Source organism: Clostridium tagluense (assembly GCF_003865095.1).
GTDB classification, from domain to species: Bacteria; Bacillota; Clostridia; order Clostridiales; family Clostridiaceae; genus Clostridium_AD; species Clostridium_AD tagluense.
Window position 1 is genome coordinate 1 of record NZ_BHYK01000043.1, and the last position, 16,659, is coordinate 16,659.

At 29.0% G+C, this 16,659-nt stretch carries 11 protein-coding genes, 2 tRNA genes and 2 pseudogenes; 8 read left to right on the forward strand and 7 right to left on the reverse strand.

What is annotated here, in order from left to right; genetic code table 11:
- Nucleotides 1–167: 167 nt before the first annotated feature.
- Nucleotides 168–244: transfer RNA gene (locus Ctaglu_RS22090), tRNA-Arg, on the reverse strand.
- 247 nt (nt 245–491) lie between these two features.
- Here Ctaglu_RS22090 and Ctaglu_RS22095 point away from each other — a divergent pair.
- The 3 genes from Ctaglu_RS22095 to Ctaglu_RS22105 all read left to right on the forward strand — a co-directional run bounded on the left by Ctaglu_RS22095 (nt 492) and on the right by Ctaglu_RS22105 (nt 3,414).
- Nucleotides 492–806 carry a phasin family protein gene (locus Ctaglu_RS22095; RefSeq protein WP_125005831.1) on the forward strand — a complete coding sequence of 105 codons (315 nt, stop codon included), beginning with the start codon at nt 492–494 and terminating at the stop codon, nt 804–806.
- A gap of 100 nt (nt 807–906) precedes the next feature.
- Nucleotides 907–2,508 (forward strand): ABC1 kinase family protein, encoded by a 1,602-nt coding sequence (locus Ctaglu_RS22100; RefSeq protein WP_125005833.1) that lies wholly within the window; start codon nt 907–909, stop codon nt 2,506–2,508.
- A gap of 21 nt (nt 2,509–2,529) precedes the next feature.
- On the forward strand, nt 2,530–3,414 hold the full coding sequence (locus Ctaglu_RS22105) for a phosphatidylserine decarboxylase (protein ID WP_125005835.1): 885 nt from the start codon (nt 2,530–2,532) through the stop codon (nt 3,412–3,414).
- A 19-nt stretch (nt 3,415–3,433) separates the two neighbouring features.
- Here Ctaglu_RS22105 and Ctaglu_RS22110 read toward each other — a convergent pair whose 3' ends face one another.
- Nucleotides 3,434–5,701, reverse strand: coding sequence for a methyl-accepting chemotaxis protein (locus Ctaglu_RS22110; RefSeq protein WP_125005837.1), 2,268 nt, complete (start codon nt 5,699–5,701; stop codon nt 3,434–3,436).
- A gap of 340 nt (nt 5,702–6,041) precedes the next feature.
- Here Ctaglu_RS22110 and Ctaglu_RS25575 point away from each other — a divergent pair, with 340 nt between their 5' ends.
- Nucleotides 6,042–6,209 carry a hypothetical protein gene (locus Ctaglu_RS25575; protein ID WP_185732913.1) on the forward strand — a complete coding sequence of 56 codons (168 nt, stop codon included), beginning with the start codon at nt 6,042–6,044 and terminating at the stop codon, nt 6,207–6,209.
- A 44-nt stretch (nt 6,210–6,253) separates the two neighbouring features.
- Here Ctaglu_RS25575 and Ctaglu_RS22115 read toward each other — a convergent pair whose 3' ends face one another.
- Together Ctaglu_RS22115 and Ctaglu_RS22120 are read right to left on the reverse strand one after the other, a co-directional pair.
- On the reverse strand, nt 6,254–6,859 hold the full coding sequence (locus tag Ctaglu_RS22115) for a hypothetical protein (RefSeq protein ID WP_125005839.1): 606 nt from the start codon (nt 6,857–6,859) through the stop codon (nt 6,254–6,256).
- 241 nt (nt 6,860–7,100) lie between these two features.
- Complete coding sequence (locus Ctaglu_RS22120; protein ID WP_125005841.1) at nt 7,101–9,248, reverse strand: leucine-rich repeat domain-containing protein; 2,148 nt, start codon at nt 9,246–9,248, stop codon at nt 7,101–7,103.
- 573 nt (nt 9,249–9,821) lie between these two features.
- Here Ctaglu_RS22120 and Ctaglu_RS25580 point away from each other — a divergent pair.
- Nucleotides 9,822–9,995 carry a hypothetical protein gene (locus Ctaglu_RS25580; RefSeq protein WP_164947650.1) on the forward strand — a complete coding sequence of 58 codons (174 nt, stop codon included), beginning with the start codon at nt 9,822–9,824 and terminating at the stop codon, nt 9,993–9,995.
- 219 nt (nt 9,996–10,214) lie between these two features.
- On the opposite strand, the gene Ctaglu_RS22125 is transcribed toward Ctaglu_RS25580, so the two are convergent.
- Entirely contained in the window at nt 10,215–10,787 is a 573-nt protein-coding gene (locus tag Ctaglu_RS22125) for a VanZ family protein (protein WP_125005843.1), read from the reverse strand.
- Between the two features lie 783 nt (nt 10,788–11,570).
- Entirely contained in the window at nt 11,571–15,023 is a 3,453-nt protein-coding gene (locus Ctaglu_RS22135) for an HD domain-containing protein (RefSeq protein ID WP_125005845.1), read from the reverse strand.
- 244 nt (nt 15,024–15,267) lie between these two features.
- On the opposite strand from Ctaglu_RS22135, the pseudogene Ctaglu_RS26325 reads away from it, so the two are divergent.
- The 3 genes and pseudogenes from Ctaglu_RS26325 to Ctaglu_RS22145 all read left to right on the forward strand — a co-directional run.
- A pseudogene (locus Ctaglu_RS26325) lies at nt 15,268–15,384 on the forward strand (tyrosine-type recombinase/integrase); the annotation flags it as partial.
- Between the two features lie 204 nt (nt 15,385–15,588).
- Entirely contained in the window at nt 15,589–15,777 is a 189-nt protein-coding gene (locus Ctaglu_RS26330) for a tyrosine-type recombinase/integrase (protein ID WP_267901313.1), read from the forward strand.
- A gap of 504 nt (nt 15,778–16,281) precedes the next feature.
- Nucleotides 16,282–16,461: pseudogene (locus Ctaglu_RS22145) on the forward strand (tyrosine-type recombinase/integrase); the annotation flags it as partial.
- Between the two features lie 106 nt (nt 16,462–16,567).
- Here Ctaglu_RS22145 and Ctaglu_RS22150 read toward each other — a convergent pair.
- Nucleotides 16,568–16,644: transfer RNA gene (locus Ctaglu_RS22150), tRNA-Arg, on the reverse strand.
- Nucleotides 16,645–16,659 lie beyond the last annotated feature (15 nt).

Genomic DNA, 16,659 nt, shown 5'->3' on the forward strand with positions numbered 1-16,659 from the left:
GTTTTGCCGCCGACTTCCTTCAGATTCCACGTCACCATGGACACCCTTGTCTTAAGCTATGCACTTGGCACTATTAACCCGTGCTAGGGACTTTCACCCATTAGATTGCGTCCATGCCGGGCGCACATAAAAAAAAGCTAGCAAAGTATTACTTTGCTAGCTTTTTCTGGTGCACACGAGAGGAGTCGAACCTCCGGCCTTCCCCTTAGGAGGGGGACGCTCTATCCTACTGAGCTACGGGTGCATATTTATTCGTACTATATTATAGTATTACACTTTTATAAATATGTCAACCTATGGATGTTTAAAACTTAAATTTTTATGATTCATTTATTATAATGTCTTAATATACCACATTTTATCTTACTTAGCTTTTCCTCAAATAGTAGAAAAATTTATTAAAAATTGAGGGTGTTAATTTATTGTTAGTATTTTAATATATGAAATAGTATATAATGTAGATTATATACTATTAATTGGAGGTGTTTTGATTGAATAACGATATCAAGAATTTTTTCCTAGCCGGCCTTGGATCTGCAGCTTACACTTATGAAAAAGCTACAAGTCTAATAGATGATTTTGTAAAAAAGGGTAAGATAACCTTGGAAGAGGGCAAAGATTTATCTGAAGAACTAAAAAGAACTGTAAAAGAAAAAAAAGATGGAGGTCCCACTTTCAAAAAGGAGCACACGCCGCTTACAAAAGAAGATATGGTTTTACTCCTAAAAGAAATGAACTTTGCAACTAAAGAAGATATTGATAAACTAGATAAAAGGTTAGCACATTTAGAGATAACCCTACCATAAATAAATATTGTAATTAAAATGAAAGTCCTACTATCACTCTAGGGCTTTTCACTTTAACAACATTTCAGAACTACAGGTGATGATTTAAGTGAGGTATAAAATGCGACGAAAATCTGTTAATAGATTTAGAGAAATTGTTAAAGTTCTTGGTTCCTATGGCTTTGGCTATATTGTAGACTATAATTTTAATAAAAAAAATAAACTCCCTGAAAATTTAAGAAAAGCCTTTGAAGAGCTTGGCCCTACTTTTATAAAAATTGGCCAAATACTTAGTACAAGGCCAGATTTGTTATCCCCAGAATATATAGCAGAACTTTCAAAGCTTCAAGATAATGTTGCTCCAGAAAATATTGAAACCATAAACAAAGTATTTTTTGATGAATTTAAAGTATCAACAACTGAGTGTTTTGAAAAATTTAATGAAAAACCACTAGCCTCAGCATCTATCTCTCAAGTACATAAAGCTATATTAAAAGACGGTAGAGAAGTTGTAGTAAAGGTGCAAAGACCAGATATTGCAGAAAAGATGAAACTGGATATCTCTATACTGGTTCGCATAGTAAAGCTTACAAAGGCAAGATTTTCTGATGCACTTATTGATCCAGAAGAAGCCTTACATGAAATACTTTTAATTACGGAGCTTGAACTTGATTTTAATAATGAAGCAAAAAACATAAATACTTTTAAAGCTTTCAATAAGGATGTTGCATTTTTATATGTACCTTACGTAGTTTGCGAATTATGTAGTACCAAGGTTCTAACTATGGAACGAGTTTATGGCTTTAAAGTAGATGATATGAATAAACTCAAAAGCGGTCACTATGATCTTGATGATTTAGGTAAAAAATTAGCTTTGTCTTATTTGAAACAAGTGCTAGAAGATGGTTTTTTTCACGGAGATCCACATCCTGGAAATATTTTTGTATGTGAAGGCAAAATTTGCTTTATCGATTTTGGAATTATGGGAAGTCTCTCAAATTCTATAAAATCTACGCTAAACGATATGATATCTGCAGTTGCTTTTAATGATATAAACAAAATGATTTCTGCTCTTTTATCTATAGGGATAAAAAAAGGATATGTAGATAGAAATAAACTCTATGAGGATTTAGATTATCTTCTTATTAATTACCTTTCAGTATCGCTAAGCAATATCCAAGTTTCAGTTATGCTCTCTGAAATTTTTGATATAGCAAAACAAAACAATATCCGTTTGCCCCGTGATTTAACACTCCTAATACGCGGTCTTGTAATTTTAGAAGGTGTAATTGCAAGTATTGCTCCAGATATAAAAATAATAGATATAGCTATACCTTATGTTAAAGCTAATAGTAAATTTTCACTATTAGCCGATTTAGACCTTAACACTTTGCTTATCCGTTCATATGCATTTATAAAAGACTCCTTTAGACTTCCATCAAAAATCATAGAACTATCTGATAGTCTAATAAGTGGGAGAGCTAAGTTACAACTAGAGCATAAGAACCTAAACACTCCTATAAATGAGTTAAATAAAGGTATAAACAGATTAGTTTTTGGACTTATTATTTCTTCTATGATTATAGGTTCTTCTACAATTTTAAATTCCAATATAGGCCCTAAAATATATAATATATCCCTTATTGGTATAACTGGTTTTGTAACTGCAGCCTTCATGGCCTTTTGGCTATTAATCTCTATAATAAAATCCGGAAAACTATAAACTATAAGAACGAGGTATTTTATGATTAAATATTACAATAGAAAAGAAAACAAATATGAAATCGAAAAGGTAGCTGGTGAAAAATATTTGAATTGGTCTTACTGCTCTCCTGTAGGAATTGGACTAGTTGAGTTATTACTCAAGAAAAAGCTATTTTCAAAATTATATGGTTATTACTGTGACACAAAAATAAGTTGTAAAAAAATTGAGAGTTTTATTGAAGATTTCAATATTGATATGTCATTGTACCAAAAGACGCCTGATCAATATTCCTCTTTTAATGAATTTTTTATAAGAGAATTAAATCCAGATGGTCGAATAATCCCCAGTAATGATAATGCTTTAATTTCGCCTTGTGACGGCAAAATTTCTGCTTATGAGAATATTGACCTAGATGGTTTAGTCCAAATAAAAGGATTTACTTATTCTCTTAAAGAACTAGTGGAAGATAACGAAATATACAATTTATATCATGGTGGTACTTGCTTAATTTTTAGATTGTGCCCCACTGATTATCATAGGTTTCATTTTATTGATAGTGGAGTATGTGGCGAGACAACTAAAATTAAGGGCCATTATTATTCTGTAAATCCTATAGCCTTAAAAAATGTAAAAAAACTATTTTGTCAGAACAAAAGAGAATGGAGTATATTTCACTCAGATAATTTTTCAGATGTTATTTATATGGAGGTTGGCGCTACTTGCGTAGGCTCAATTATTCAAGGTTATACTCCAAATGTGCGAATTACAAAGGGAGAGGAAAAAGGTTATTTCAAATTTGGTGGTTCCACCGTTATCCTATTCTTTAAAAAAGGTGTTGTGAAAATGAATGAAGAAATACTCACCCAAACAAAATTAGGTTTTGAAACTTCTGTAACATTAGGCGAAAAAATAGGACTGAAATAATCTTTCAGTCCTATTTTTATTATATTTTAAATTTTGAGGTTATATCTTTTAATTTTTCCGCACTAATTTTGTTTCCACTAGTAGTGCTTTTTATTTCTTCCATTTTACTTACTATGTCAATGCTCTTGGTGGATATACTAGATATACCCTCTGCACCTTCATTAACAGTACCTGCTACTTGATCTATTGCAGTAGTAACTCCGTTTATGGATATATTCAAATGTTGTGCCGTTTCATTAAATTCTTTCATAAATTTATTGAAATTCTCTGCATCATCCATATATTCTTTTCCCGTACCCATAATAATTTCATAATTTAGAGATACCTCTTCATCCATAAAATTCAACATTCTAGTAGAACTATTCGATAAGTTTTTTACAGAATCATTTACAGCTTTAACTACATTTTGGATGTTAGCTGCTGTAGCTCCAGATTGCTCTGCTAGCTTTCTAACCTCATCTGCTACTACAGCAAAACCTCTCCCTGCTTCTCCTGCTCTGGCCGCTTCAATGGCAGCATTTAATGCTAATAAATTAGTTTGGCTAGTTATATGCAATATAGAGGTTGCTAGTCCATGTATTTCCTCAACTGCTCTTGAACCCGCTATTGCGACTTCTAATTGCTTCTTTACATCACTATAAATCTTATCTGTATCTTTTTTAGATTCCTTAGTAGAAATAGTAATTCCCATTGCCTTTTGAACAATAACTTCTGCTATATTAGATCCTTCTGAAGCTTTCTGGGCTATTGTATTAACCATGCTTTCCATCTCTCCTGAAGTAGCAGTAATTTCCTGCGCTGTAGCTGCTGTTTGTTCCATTCCAGCTGACAAGCTTTCAGTTTCAATAGAGCTTTCTTCTGCTTTCACTTTTAATATATCCGTAAGATCTTCAACGGTAAGAGCATTATTAGTTATATTTTCTGAAGCCTCAATTAAATCAAGTACAACATCTTTTAATGTCTTTCTCATATTAACTATAGCTCTAGATATAATCCCAATTTCATCATTAGTTTTAATTAAATCCTCTATACCCTTGTCCTCACTTAAATCCAATTTAGAAGTTTTATCCACTAGTAGTGTTACCTTTGTTAATGGATTTACTATAATATTCGATACAACCAATCCAATTAATATGGAAAATATACCTATAATTGCTGCTATTATTAAAATGCCCTCTGTCATTTTATTCACTGGTTGTCTAATCTCATTCATATCTCCAGTAACAACCAATGTCCAATTTGTAATTGGAACAATTCCATAAGAGGAGAACTTTTCAATTCCCTCAAAAGTATACTTCTCCGTTCCAGCTACAACCTTTTGTCCCTTTATAACTTTATCCACTATAGCCTTTATAACTACATTTTCAACATCTTTTCCTATCTTTTCTTTAGTTTTGTGGTATAACATTTTGCCTTTTTCATCAACTAAAAAAGCATAGCTTGATTTACTATTAGATACACCTATATTTTTCATATACTTTGAAAAACTCTCCGCATATACAGATACTGCTACGTAACCTAATGGTTGACCATATTTATCCTCAGTTATCACGGGGCTTGTAAAAACCATAACCGCATTTCCTGATATTTCAGATTTCATAGTCTCACTTACAGCTAGTCCACCACTTGCGCTAATGGAATGATAAGTTTGGTCTGCTACATTTTTTCCTATAGCCCCTTTATTACTATCTGATATTATATTCCCATTTACATCAACTAAAAAAACTCTTTCAACATTTGTATTATTAGAAATGTATGCAGAAAACTTGTCATTATTTTCATTAACCACATTTTTATATTGTCCCAATGAAATTGCATCAGGTTTACCCTTTAATTTCATAATCTCCATTATCTGCTTAGTATTGCATATGGCCTGTACTTGAGCTTGCTGCTTTTCTATCATAACGGAAATAGTTTCTATTGCTCCTTTATTAACAGACATCATTTCTGCTTTACTTTGATCAAATATTATAGTTGATGACCTTATATAAGTAAAAACAGAGGTTGCCACCATGGATATAATTATTAATGTACCAATAAGAAGTGGTATTTTCTTTTTAATGGAAATACCTTTTTTATTATTGTTTTTTATAGATGTTTTGGATGTTCCACTTTTAAATGATTTTACTGCTTTGTTTTCATTTTTATCATTGTTTGGTAATTCCAAAGAATCTTTCTTAATATTCATACTTTTAATTGTCTTTAACAGTTTAGAAGTTTTATTTTTCTTTTGCAAAATATCTTTACTTTCATGTTTTTTTGTAAAATTCCAATTTTTAAAACTCATAAAGTCCCCCCTAATTCATCTTTAATAAAAACTCTTACAATATTGTATAAATATTTCGAATAATCGAAAAAATATTTCTTCATATATATTAACATAAAATCTGTAATTTGTAATTACATAATATTATATATTTTACTATTATGAGTATAATATATATTATTTTTTCTATATTAGTGTATTTACTTTTTATTTGAATTACAAACTGCTATTTTATATATACCTGACTTCTTCTTATATTTTTAAATGAAGTATTAAGTCATACTTTCTAAGAAAATGGTTAAACTATATAATGCACCTGATATATGTAATGCGATTTTTGTTTTGAAAGGAGCACATAGATATGGATAAAAATAAGTTAGGAAAATCAAAAAATTCAATTAATGAATTAGATGCTAATAAAAGCAATAGTGGCGTTTCAAATACTGAGATGGCTATTATGTATAAGCTGTCCAATATGACTAGTGATATTCGTGATCTTACTTTAGAAGAAAAAGAAATTAAAAAATAAGAAACCCAGTAACCATTATAGTTACTGGGTTTCTTATGTACATTTTAATTTAGCTTCCTTATAGGCATGTATCCGTTTATCGCATACATTTCTCCCGTTTTCTTATCTACACCAATTAAATAATCAGTAGCTGATTGGTCAATCTTATATTCTGTATAAAATAAATAATATTTATCCCCCGCTTGCTCCGCAATTTCATCCGAATAATCAGTCCTCTTTGCTTCAAATACATCACTGTCATCAAAGTTATTAGAAACTAGCTGGTATGCCTTTTCTTGTGTTATTCCGTCTCCAATACTAAAGTTTAGAACAACTTCTTGTTTTAGACTTTTATTGCTTTTAGTATGTACTTTATTATTAACAAGTAATTTATATTTTTCACCAGGTACATACCCCTCTACTGGAGCACTTACTATAATTGTTTTTTTATCCTGTCCTAAACTCAAATTTATATTGCTATTATTACCTTTACTATCTATTACTATAACTCCTTTTTTTGATAAATCATCAAACACAAATTGTTCATTGAAATGAATTGTCCAACATTTATTGTTATCTACAATTTGATTATCTTTGAGCGTTGTTGCCATCGCACTTGTAGATAATAGTAAAAAACTAATAAAAGTTGCAGTCACTAATTTCTTAAGCATATATAATCACCCCTTATTTTGTTAAATATAAACATAAGTATACACTAAATATTTTCATTTTATATTTCGCCACCTTTTTTATTTTCAAAACTCATAGGTTTTCTAATGCGTTTTATAATTGAATCTTGTAATCATATGAGTTCATGCCTCAGAATATTCACCATCAAGCAGGTCAAGTAAGTCTACATCAAGAGCTTCCTGTGGTACCCATAAAATTGGTTCATCGGATACTAAATATGGTTTAGTTTTTAATTGTTATACCTAAACTTTCAGTAGTCGCAATATGACTCGAATCTGTGTATTGAGGTCTATACCATTGCGTATACCAAGTATCTTTAATAGATAACAGTGATGTTAGTTGATTATAATTACAATTTAGATTAATTAATGCTGTATTCTTACTTAGATCTAAGGTTTTTAGCGAATTATTGTCACAATATAACAAAGTTATTGCTGTATTTTTACTTACATCTAAGGTTGTTAGTTTATTATTAGGACACTCTAAAAACCCTAATGCTGTATTCTTACTTAAATCTATGGTTGATAGTGAATTATTTTTGCAACGTAACTCAGTTAATGCTGTGTTTGTATTTAAGGTGGTTAGTTTATTATTAGAACAATCTAACCAAAATAATCCTGTATACTTGCTTACATCTAAGGTTTCTAGTTGATTATTATTACAATGTAATATCCCTAATCCTGGGTTTATAACTAAGGTTGTTAGTTTATTATAGCTACATTCTAAGTATTTAGTTAATGCTGAATTTTTACTTATATCTAGGGTTGTTAATTCATTATGTCTGCAGTCTAACAAAGTTAATGCTATATTCTTACTTACATCTAAGGCTGTTAACTTATTACTAACACAATATAACTCAGTTAATGCTGTGTTTGTATCTATAGTTGTTAGTTTATTATCATTACAATTTAACAGCGTTAGTGCAGTATCCTTACTTACATCTAAGGTTGTTAATTGATTACTACCACAATTTAACTCAGTTAATGCTATATTATTATTTACATTTAAGGTTGTTAGTTTATTAGCACCACATTCTACCAAAGTTAATGCTATGTTCTTACTTAAATCCAAGGTCGTTAATTCATTATTATCACAATTTAACTTAGTTAACGCTGTATTCTTACTTAAATCTAAGGTTGTCAGTTGACTATTGGAACAGGTTAACTTGATTAATGCTGTATTTTTACTTACATCTAAGGTTTTTAGTGGATTAGCACAATCTAACAAAGTTAATTTTGTATTGTTACTTAGATCTAACGTTGTTAGTTTATTATTATAACAACTCAACTCAGTTAATGCTGTATTCTTACTTAGATCTAACATTGTAAGTTTATTACTAGAACAACTTAACCCAGTTAATGCTGTAAAATACTGAATTCCATCTAAACTACTTATATTATAACTATAGGGTCCGCTTAATTCTATTCTAGGCTGGCCACTATTCACGTCTAAGACTTTTATATTTTTCACATCAGAATAAAGTATTGGACTCGGACTAGTCTTTCCTATCAGAGAATATACATAACTCTTAAAATATTTATCAGTAAACTTACTGGTTATATCTGTGCCATCACTAATAGCATTTATTATTCCAGGTTTTTCTAAAGCTACTGATGAATCATTAACAGTTACCATAATTGTTTTAAAAGCTTCATAGGCTCCCGTTGTTTTGCCAGCTATATAATTTCTCCAAGTTGGTGAATTAACTGTGTTTGCGTGTACAATAACCATATAAGTTCCCGCTTCTTTAAATATGTATGATGGAGTTTCTGTATATTCACTGGATGCGCTTGTCCATACTCCAGTTCTTGGATTATATATATGTAATTTATAAAGATATGGCCCTTTAATTCCACCTATATTTTCGATTCCATTGAATTTAAATGCTAAACCATTAGTCTCAACTTTAGGTGCACCATTTGCATATACTCTGATTTCATTATCCTTAGTTACACAATTTAATTCTTCTGCATAGTAAGTATCATAACTTTTTTTATTGCTGCCTGTTGTTCCTTCTCTTTTTACCCAAATTGATAACTTGTATTTTCCTGATTTAAATGCTGGTGTTTCTGGTAATACATACGGAGTTTTAGCATCTACTGCAACGCTATATCCGCTGGTTAATTCATTCCATGTTTTGCCGTCGAAAAGGAATGCTCTGTATTGTACTTTACCTACAAACTTTGATGAAGTTACTGTAAAAGTTTCAGTATCTCCTACTACTAGTGGTGAATGGTCTACTCCAACATAATTTATTATTGGAGTAACTGGATTAACTACTTCAGCTTTTGTTACGACATTGCCTAAAACTCCAGCCATTACAAAAATTGCTGCTATAAATATCATTAGTGTGTTTTTGATTTGTCTCATGTTTTTTTTGCCCCCTAATTTTTTGCGTTCCATTTAACGGTTTTATTAACTATCCCTAATATAATCAGATATTAATTAAGATTATAAGCTCATTTGAAAGTTATTATGAATTGATAGTTTTTTATACCTCATAGTTAAATACGTTATTTTTACAATATAGTTTCACTTTTCCATTTTATTAGTATAATATATGCCTAAAATTACATATTATAAATTCATTTTATATAAAATGGAAATCAGGGAACATGGATGTTACACTAACTTAACACATTATCAAAACTTTGTTACCTCCATTATTATGGCTTATTCATACTTCACAAAACTATAGTTTTCTGCAACACTTATTTCGCAATTTTTACTACGCAGTGTGAAAATTGGACGACGTAAATTGAAAGTACGAACAATGGTCTTTAAAAATTGAATAATATGGTATTAAAAAATAAAAATATTCGCTATTATGGAAATATATCTGTGTATAAATATGTATAATATGCTATAATTTATTTAGAGTTATGTCGAAGTTGTAATTTAAGACGGAGCAAACACTATCCTAACAAATGAGGGGTATAAAATATGAAAAAGAATAAATTATTTGCATTAATAAATTTTTTGAGTATTGTCTTAACATTTTTTATAGGATTTGAAGTTATCAAACTAAAAAATAATTTAATTAATTATATTATACTTGCAATAATAAATGGATGTTTAATGTACTTATGCCAGAAACTATTGGATAATAAAAATTAACTCATAAACTTCTTAATTAACGACTTAACTAAAAAACGAATAATTTATTAAAATACCGTATGATTCATTTCTGAATTTTATGGTATTTTTACGTCGTACTTCAAATATATTTCGACATACCCTTAATAAAATATATTTGCATAAAAAGGAGTAGCGCAATATTATTACGCTACTCCTTTTTATGCTTGCTAAACTTAACTTTACCTAAAAATAAAATTATCATTTTGCTACTAATTCCACCTTAAATTTTTTGCTTAAATAATAAGATATACCTATTCCTATCATATTAAGAATAATATCATTTATATCAAAAAATCCCCTCTTAGTTACTAGTTGAATTAATTCTATTAAAAATGTACCGATTAAAGAATACAGAACAACCTTTTTCAATTCAATATTTTTTAGTAGATATCCTATTGGTAAAAAGAATATAATATTCAATATGTTTTGTAAGAAGGTATCTTTATCCTTAAATCTTATTAGATTAATAGGATTTAAATTTATTGAAACTTCCATGACTTGTCTACCAAATAATAATACAATCATTATTGAAATATATAAAACTACTAGTACCCTAAATGTATTTTTATCTATCTTTTTGTTTCTAAATAACCTTATTATAGAAAATACAAGCATGATCTGCATTATTAAACAAAAAATAAATACTATTATATATACATTGTAATTGCCTGAAAAGAAATATACTATAAGTTCACTTGTAATGTTGAGATTTATATAAAATCCTAAAAATATACTTAAAGCCAAATCTAATAATATCCAATTTTTTTTCATAAAAACTCCTCCATAATTACAATTTATATGTATATTGTATCACATGTTACTAAATTATTTAATGTTTTACATTTTTAAACATAGTGTATACTCGTAACTATATTATACATTTATAACCATATAGCATGATTATAAATGTACAATTCATATTGAATAAAATATTAGGAGGAACTAAAATGAACAAAAATTTTTTTAAGAAAGCTATAAGGCATACTTATGCTACTCGGTTGTTTGAGTTAGGCTAAGATGCAAAGACAGTACAGGAGCTACTAGGGCATGCCAATATATCTATTACCCTAGACACTTACACCCATGTACTGGATAGTATGAAGAAAAAAGCTACACAAAAATTAAATGATTTATATCTATCAATGGGGGTAAAATAACCCTCATTTTTTTATGGATAAAACCTATAAGGGTAAAAACGAGCGGCAAACCTCAATTTCAGGTCAAAATAAAAGCCTTACAAACTAAGTGTTTGTAAGGCTTAAGTGGTGCGTCGGACAGGAGTCGAACCTGCGACCAACTAGAACGGGAACATTGACATTACAGAAAGTTACACAACATTATAACTCTTTATTGGCAATAGTTTTAAGGCTCCAGACCTTTATTTAACGTTATATTAATATATATCTCTTTACCGTAGTTGTGTTTTTAATGTGTTATTAATTAACTTCAGAATATATTCATTTATTTGCCTCATTTTTTAATAATACTAAACAAGTGCTACTCATAATTGTACATACAAATCCTCTACAAATATTTTAAAGCATCATTGCTTTATCATAATTTTTCTATATACTCTTTTGTAATATTTGTTCCGTCTAAGAAATAATATTTTATTTCTCCATTAATCATCCAAAAACTAGCACTAATTTGTTTTAGAACATCCTTTTTTGAAACAATTCCAGGTACTATTATTGTTTCTCCTGTTGATCCAAGAAACAGAATGCTCCATCCATTTATCACACCATTGTAGTACACTTCATCCACTATTTTATACTTTTCTATCTCCATAATTTCTTTATCATTTAATTTTGCAGGAGATATGAATGTATAAATAAAATAATCTTTATTGTTTTTATTAGAATAATCTTTGAAAAGATCTATTGTATTAAATTTCATGAATTCTTCTTTTCTTCCAATAGCATAGATATTTCGCCTTGTTGTAAATATACCACTATTAGGAAATACCGAACGTGCATCTACATATCTACCGAGATTCATTACAGACCGATATGCTCGACCAATCTTAATTTTTCCCATGTATTCACTTACATCTTCATGGATGAACTTTTTATATGTTTCCATTTTGACAAGTGGAAATAAATCCTTAACAATATCATATTCAATATATTTTCCACTGTAATCATTAATAGATATAGCTTGCTTTGATTCATCCCATTCATATTCTTCTACATCTATAATAGATGTAAATTTACAATTCTTTAATGTTACTATATCATCTGATAAAGCAACATGGTTCGAATTTGTTATTTTATGAAAAATTATATATCTTATTATTGTTGAAAATTGTCTCATATCATGGATCTTATAGGAGTATTCTTCGCATTCTATTAGTTGTTTTACAGACAGGGGTTCAATGCTGAATCCATTAATTTCATCAACATAAACTTGAATTTCTTCAGACTTTCTAATCTCCTCAACTAATTCTTTTCCAATCCAATTATATTCTTTAAATATGTATTTCCATATATCCCTTGCGACATCAGAATTAAATTCTATTTGATAATTTATTATATGATCTTTTACTACTTTAAATAATTCAACTGCCACTAATTTTCTTAAATTATTTAGTCCTTGTTCAACAGAAACATCCATATCAGTAATACTACTCCTATCGACTGATAACTGTGGTCTTATTTCTCCAGTAAAGTTTATTAATCCCACCCCTTCTCTGTTCACTTTGTTGAAAAATATTTCTGCAATATCTGGTGCTACTCCTACGTTGATCCCATCGATTAATACTTTAAATCCGGTAGCACATTCATTGTAGCTATAAAATAAATTGAAATCTATTTTTTCTTTCGGCAAAGCGATTTCTGTTTTATATTTAATACCCTCATAGCCTATAGCTACCTCAAGCGTATCTATCCTTTCTTTATTTGCAATGAGTTTATACTCTGTTTCTTTTTTATCCACATTATTATCATAGTTCCTATATGACAAAGTCTCTACCATCTCTTCACCTGGTAAATAATCTTTTAGATTTAATAATAATCTATTCATTGGCATTAATTTATATAATTTTTTATCTTTTAATTTAATATTTACAGAAATATTATCTTGTAAACATACAATAAAGCTTTGTATCAAGTATAATAGATTGTTTTTTATTTCATTTTCATTTCCTTCTCCATTTATTTCCTTATACTTATACTTATTTTCCTCAAACCTTATTATATCGTAATAGCTAATAACAGTATTATTTAATAATATATCATCCTTCAAATATAATTTAATTATTGTTCCATGCTCACTTATTTCATTTTCTTTATCATCAAATTTATTACCATTAACATAGTAAAACTTTTCATTGGGTCCATCTATCATAAATCTTATAAATGTGTTATCACTTTTATGCTTAGTCGCTACATAAATTTTATTTCCTATCATGAAAGATGATAATACACCAATTCCAAATTGCGAAGTTGCCACAAATTTATTTCCGTGTTTAATATTTTCCCTATAAAAATCTTTTGATCTATAATACGAATTACCTATATTCAAATAATATTTATTAATTATATCCAAAGTCATACCCATACCATTATCCAAGCAATACAGAAATTTTTGGGACATACCATCAACCATTTCTTCATCCATTCCAAATTCAATATAACCATTCTCATTAGGATTACAGCTAATCATATTTCTACAAGTATCTAATGAATTTTGGTAAATTTCCCTTAAACACAAAAATCTATCTTTGTATAAATTTGTTCCCATAAGTAATTCCAATATTTTAGACTGATTTAATTTGAAACATAAATCATCAACAGGCTTAAATATATCCTCATCATATTTAACTCCTTTACTATCAACAGTATCAGAAATATTAATCTCATATCTTGATACAAGCTTGCTAAATTCCATATTCTGTTTCATTGCCTTTATCATTTTAGCATAGTTAGATATTTCTTCTTCAATCCATAAAAAATAATCAATAAGACAATAATAAAAACTTGGTACATCACAAAAAGCATCATATTTAATTCTCACTATCCCTCCAGAATTTACAATATTATTTATAACTCCTTGAGATTTAATTTTCCACTGTTTGCGACTTTCAATAGAAGATATCATCTTTTCAGCATACAAGGAATCCGGTGCTCTATCATAGCTAAAATGCAATATATCCCCAATTCTAAGCATCATACACAAAAATTGTGTGTTTACACTTCCATCACCAAAATATGTATCATCAAATTTTAACTTTCTAACGTAATTAAATGATTCACCATGAGATCTACAAATGTATCCCAAAGTCTTAGTAAGTTTTTTCCCGATTTTCACCTCTAATTTATCATCAAACATAATTGACAAGTTATTTACAAGCTTTTCTATACGTATTGAATGGTTTTCTCTTATATATTCATACCTTATTTCATCACTTAATTGTAGGTATGCATTTAAACTAGTCTTAGCTTTATTTAGTTTATGAATATATCCATTTCTGTAATCTTGGTAATCACTTAATTGCTCACTAAGGTCATCAATTAATTCTCCTTCTGTTTTAAATGACAAAATATAATCCTTACAATTATCGAAATTATCATAAATCTGATCTTTATGTGAGATAATATATTCTCTTGCTTCACTTAATTTCATTGGAGGCCTTCCATCGTGTAATAATGGATTATTAACATCATTATGATAAAATTTTTCTTGTCCCTCTGTTAACCTTAATAATTTGCGTTCCCACTTCGGTAGGGCCATAGCTGCATCATGTAAGAATGCAGCTAAATAAATAAAAAATAATTCATATGCACTTAGACCATTTATCATCTCATCTCCTAAAAGAAGTTGAATATTTTCAATTACTCTTTCACTATGAGTATCATCATGTATATCAAATTCAGGTAATTCATTAGTTATCTGTTTAAGGTGTGGTCTTATTTTATTAACAACATCCTCTGCAAGTAAGTATAATTTTTTAGTGGCCTCATTGTCACAATTCTCAGATTTACTCTTTAGGCAATCATTTATTTTCATAGTAAATACCTCATTTCAAATAGTATAGTATATTGACTGTATTGTTTTTCACTTTATAACATAATTATACAATATTATTCATACTATTACAAACAAAGACATTGTAATATTTATAACTATGCTCCTTATAGTATAAAATGAAAATCTAATACTATTTTCAAATTAGGTGCATAAGATAATTTCCTGCCCCTCTTTTTTCCGAATTTAAATCATCTCATGTTAATGTTTAAGTTGCCAAAAACACTTAAGCCGTTCTACACAAGGTAGATATAATGGAATTTACAACAACTATATAAAAAATAGTGAAATAGGAATGTTTAAACTTAAAGATTTAAGAACTATAAATATTCAGCATTATTATAACAAACTGCTTGAACAATCTGGAAAGACTCCTGATACAATTAGATTTATAAACAAAGTTATAAAATGTTCTTTAAATAAATCAAAAAAAGAAAACTACATCAATCAAAATTACTGTGATAATGTAACTCTTCCAAAACTTGTTTCAAAACAAGAAGTTGAAATTTTTACTATTGAAGAACAGAAAAAATTTATATGTTCTTTAGTGGATAATAGGTATAGTTCTTTATATATTTTGGTTTTAGCTACGGGTTTAAGAATGGGAGAAGTGCTCGCCTTAAAATGGTCTGATATTGATTTTAAAAAATGTGTATTGAAAGTACATTCATCTATTAAGCGAGTTAACATACAAGGCAATATAGAAGGTAATAAAACTGAGGTAATAGTACAATAACCAAAAACCAAATACAGTATTCGTGATATTCCAATACCTTCAAATGTAATTAATAAACTTAAATTACATAAGAACATACAAACATTAGAAAAAATCAAAACCGGAATAGCTTATGAGAACAATGAAATAGGTAAATATACTGATGAAAGAAATCTAACTAGAAATTATAGCGGGGTATTAAAGATTATCGGAATACCACATAAGAAATTTCATTCTCTTAGGCATTATGTAGAGTGTTAAGTTATGGTGAGTGTTCGAGTAAAACCTTGTGTTACAAGGAATACATTCTAAAACACTCACCATAATATAAAGTCTTATTTACAGATATTTTTGAACTACCCCTTCAAATTGTAGAAATTTAATCATCAATTCTTATTGTTTCATTCACAATAAGCTTTTTCTATAAATTTATTATAAATAATTATGGTGAGTGAATAGAGGCACAAGCCCCTAAAATAGGCTAATTGGTTTAACCACTCACCATAATACAACACTCTACATAAAAGGCATACTTATGCTACTCGGTTATTTGAGCTAGGCGAAGATGCAAAAACAGTACAGGAACTACTAGGGCATGCAAACATCGCTATTACCCTAGACACTTATACCCATGTATTGGATAGTATGAAGAAAAAAGCTACACAAAAATTAAATGATTTATATCTAACAATGGGGGTAAAATAGCCCTCATTTTTTTATGTGTAAAACCTATAAGGGGCAAAAACGAGGGCAAAAAATTATTTTAGGGCAAAGCTAAAGCCTTACAAACTTAGTGTTTGTAAGGCTTTAGTGGTGCGTCGGACAGGAGTCGAACCTGCGACCAACTGGTTCGTAGCCAGCTACTCTATCCAACTGAGCTACCAACGCATAAACTTCATTACA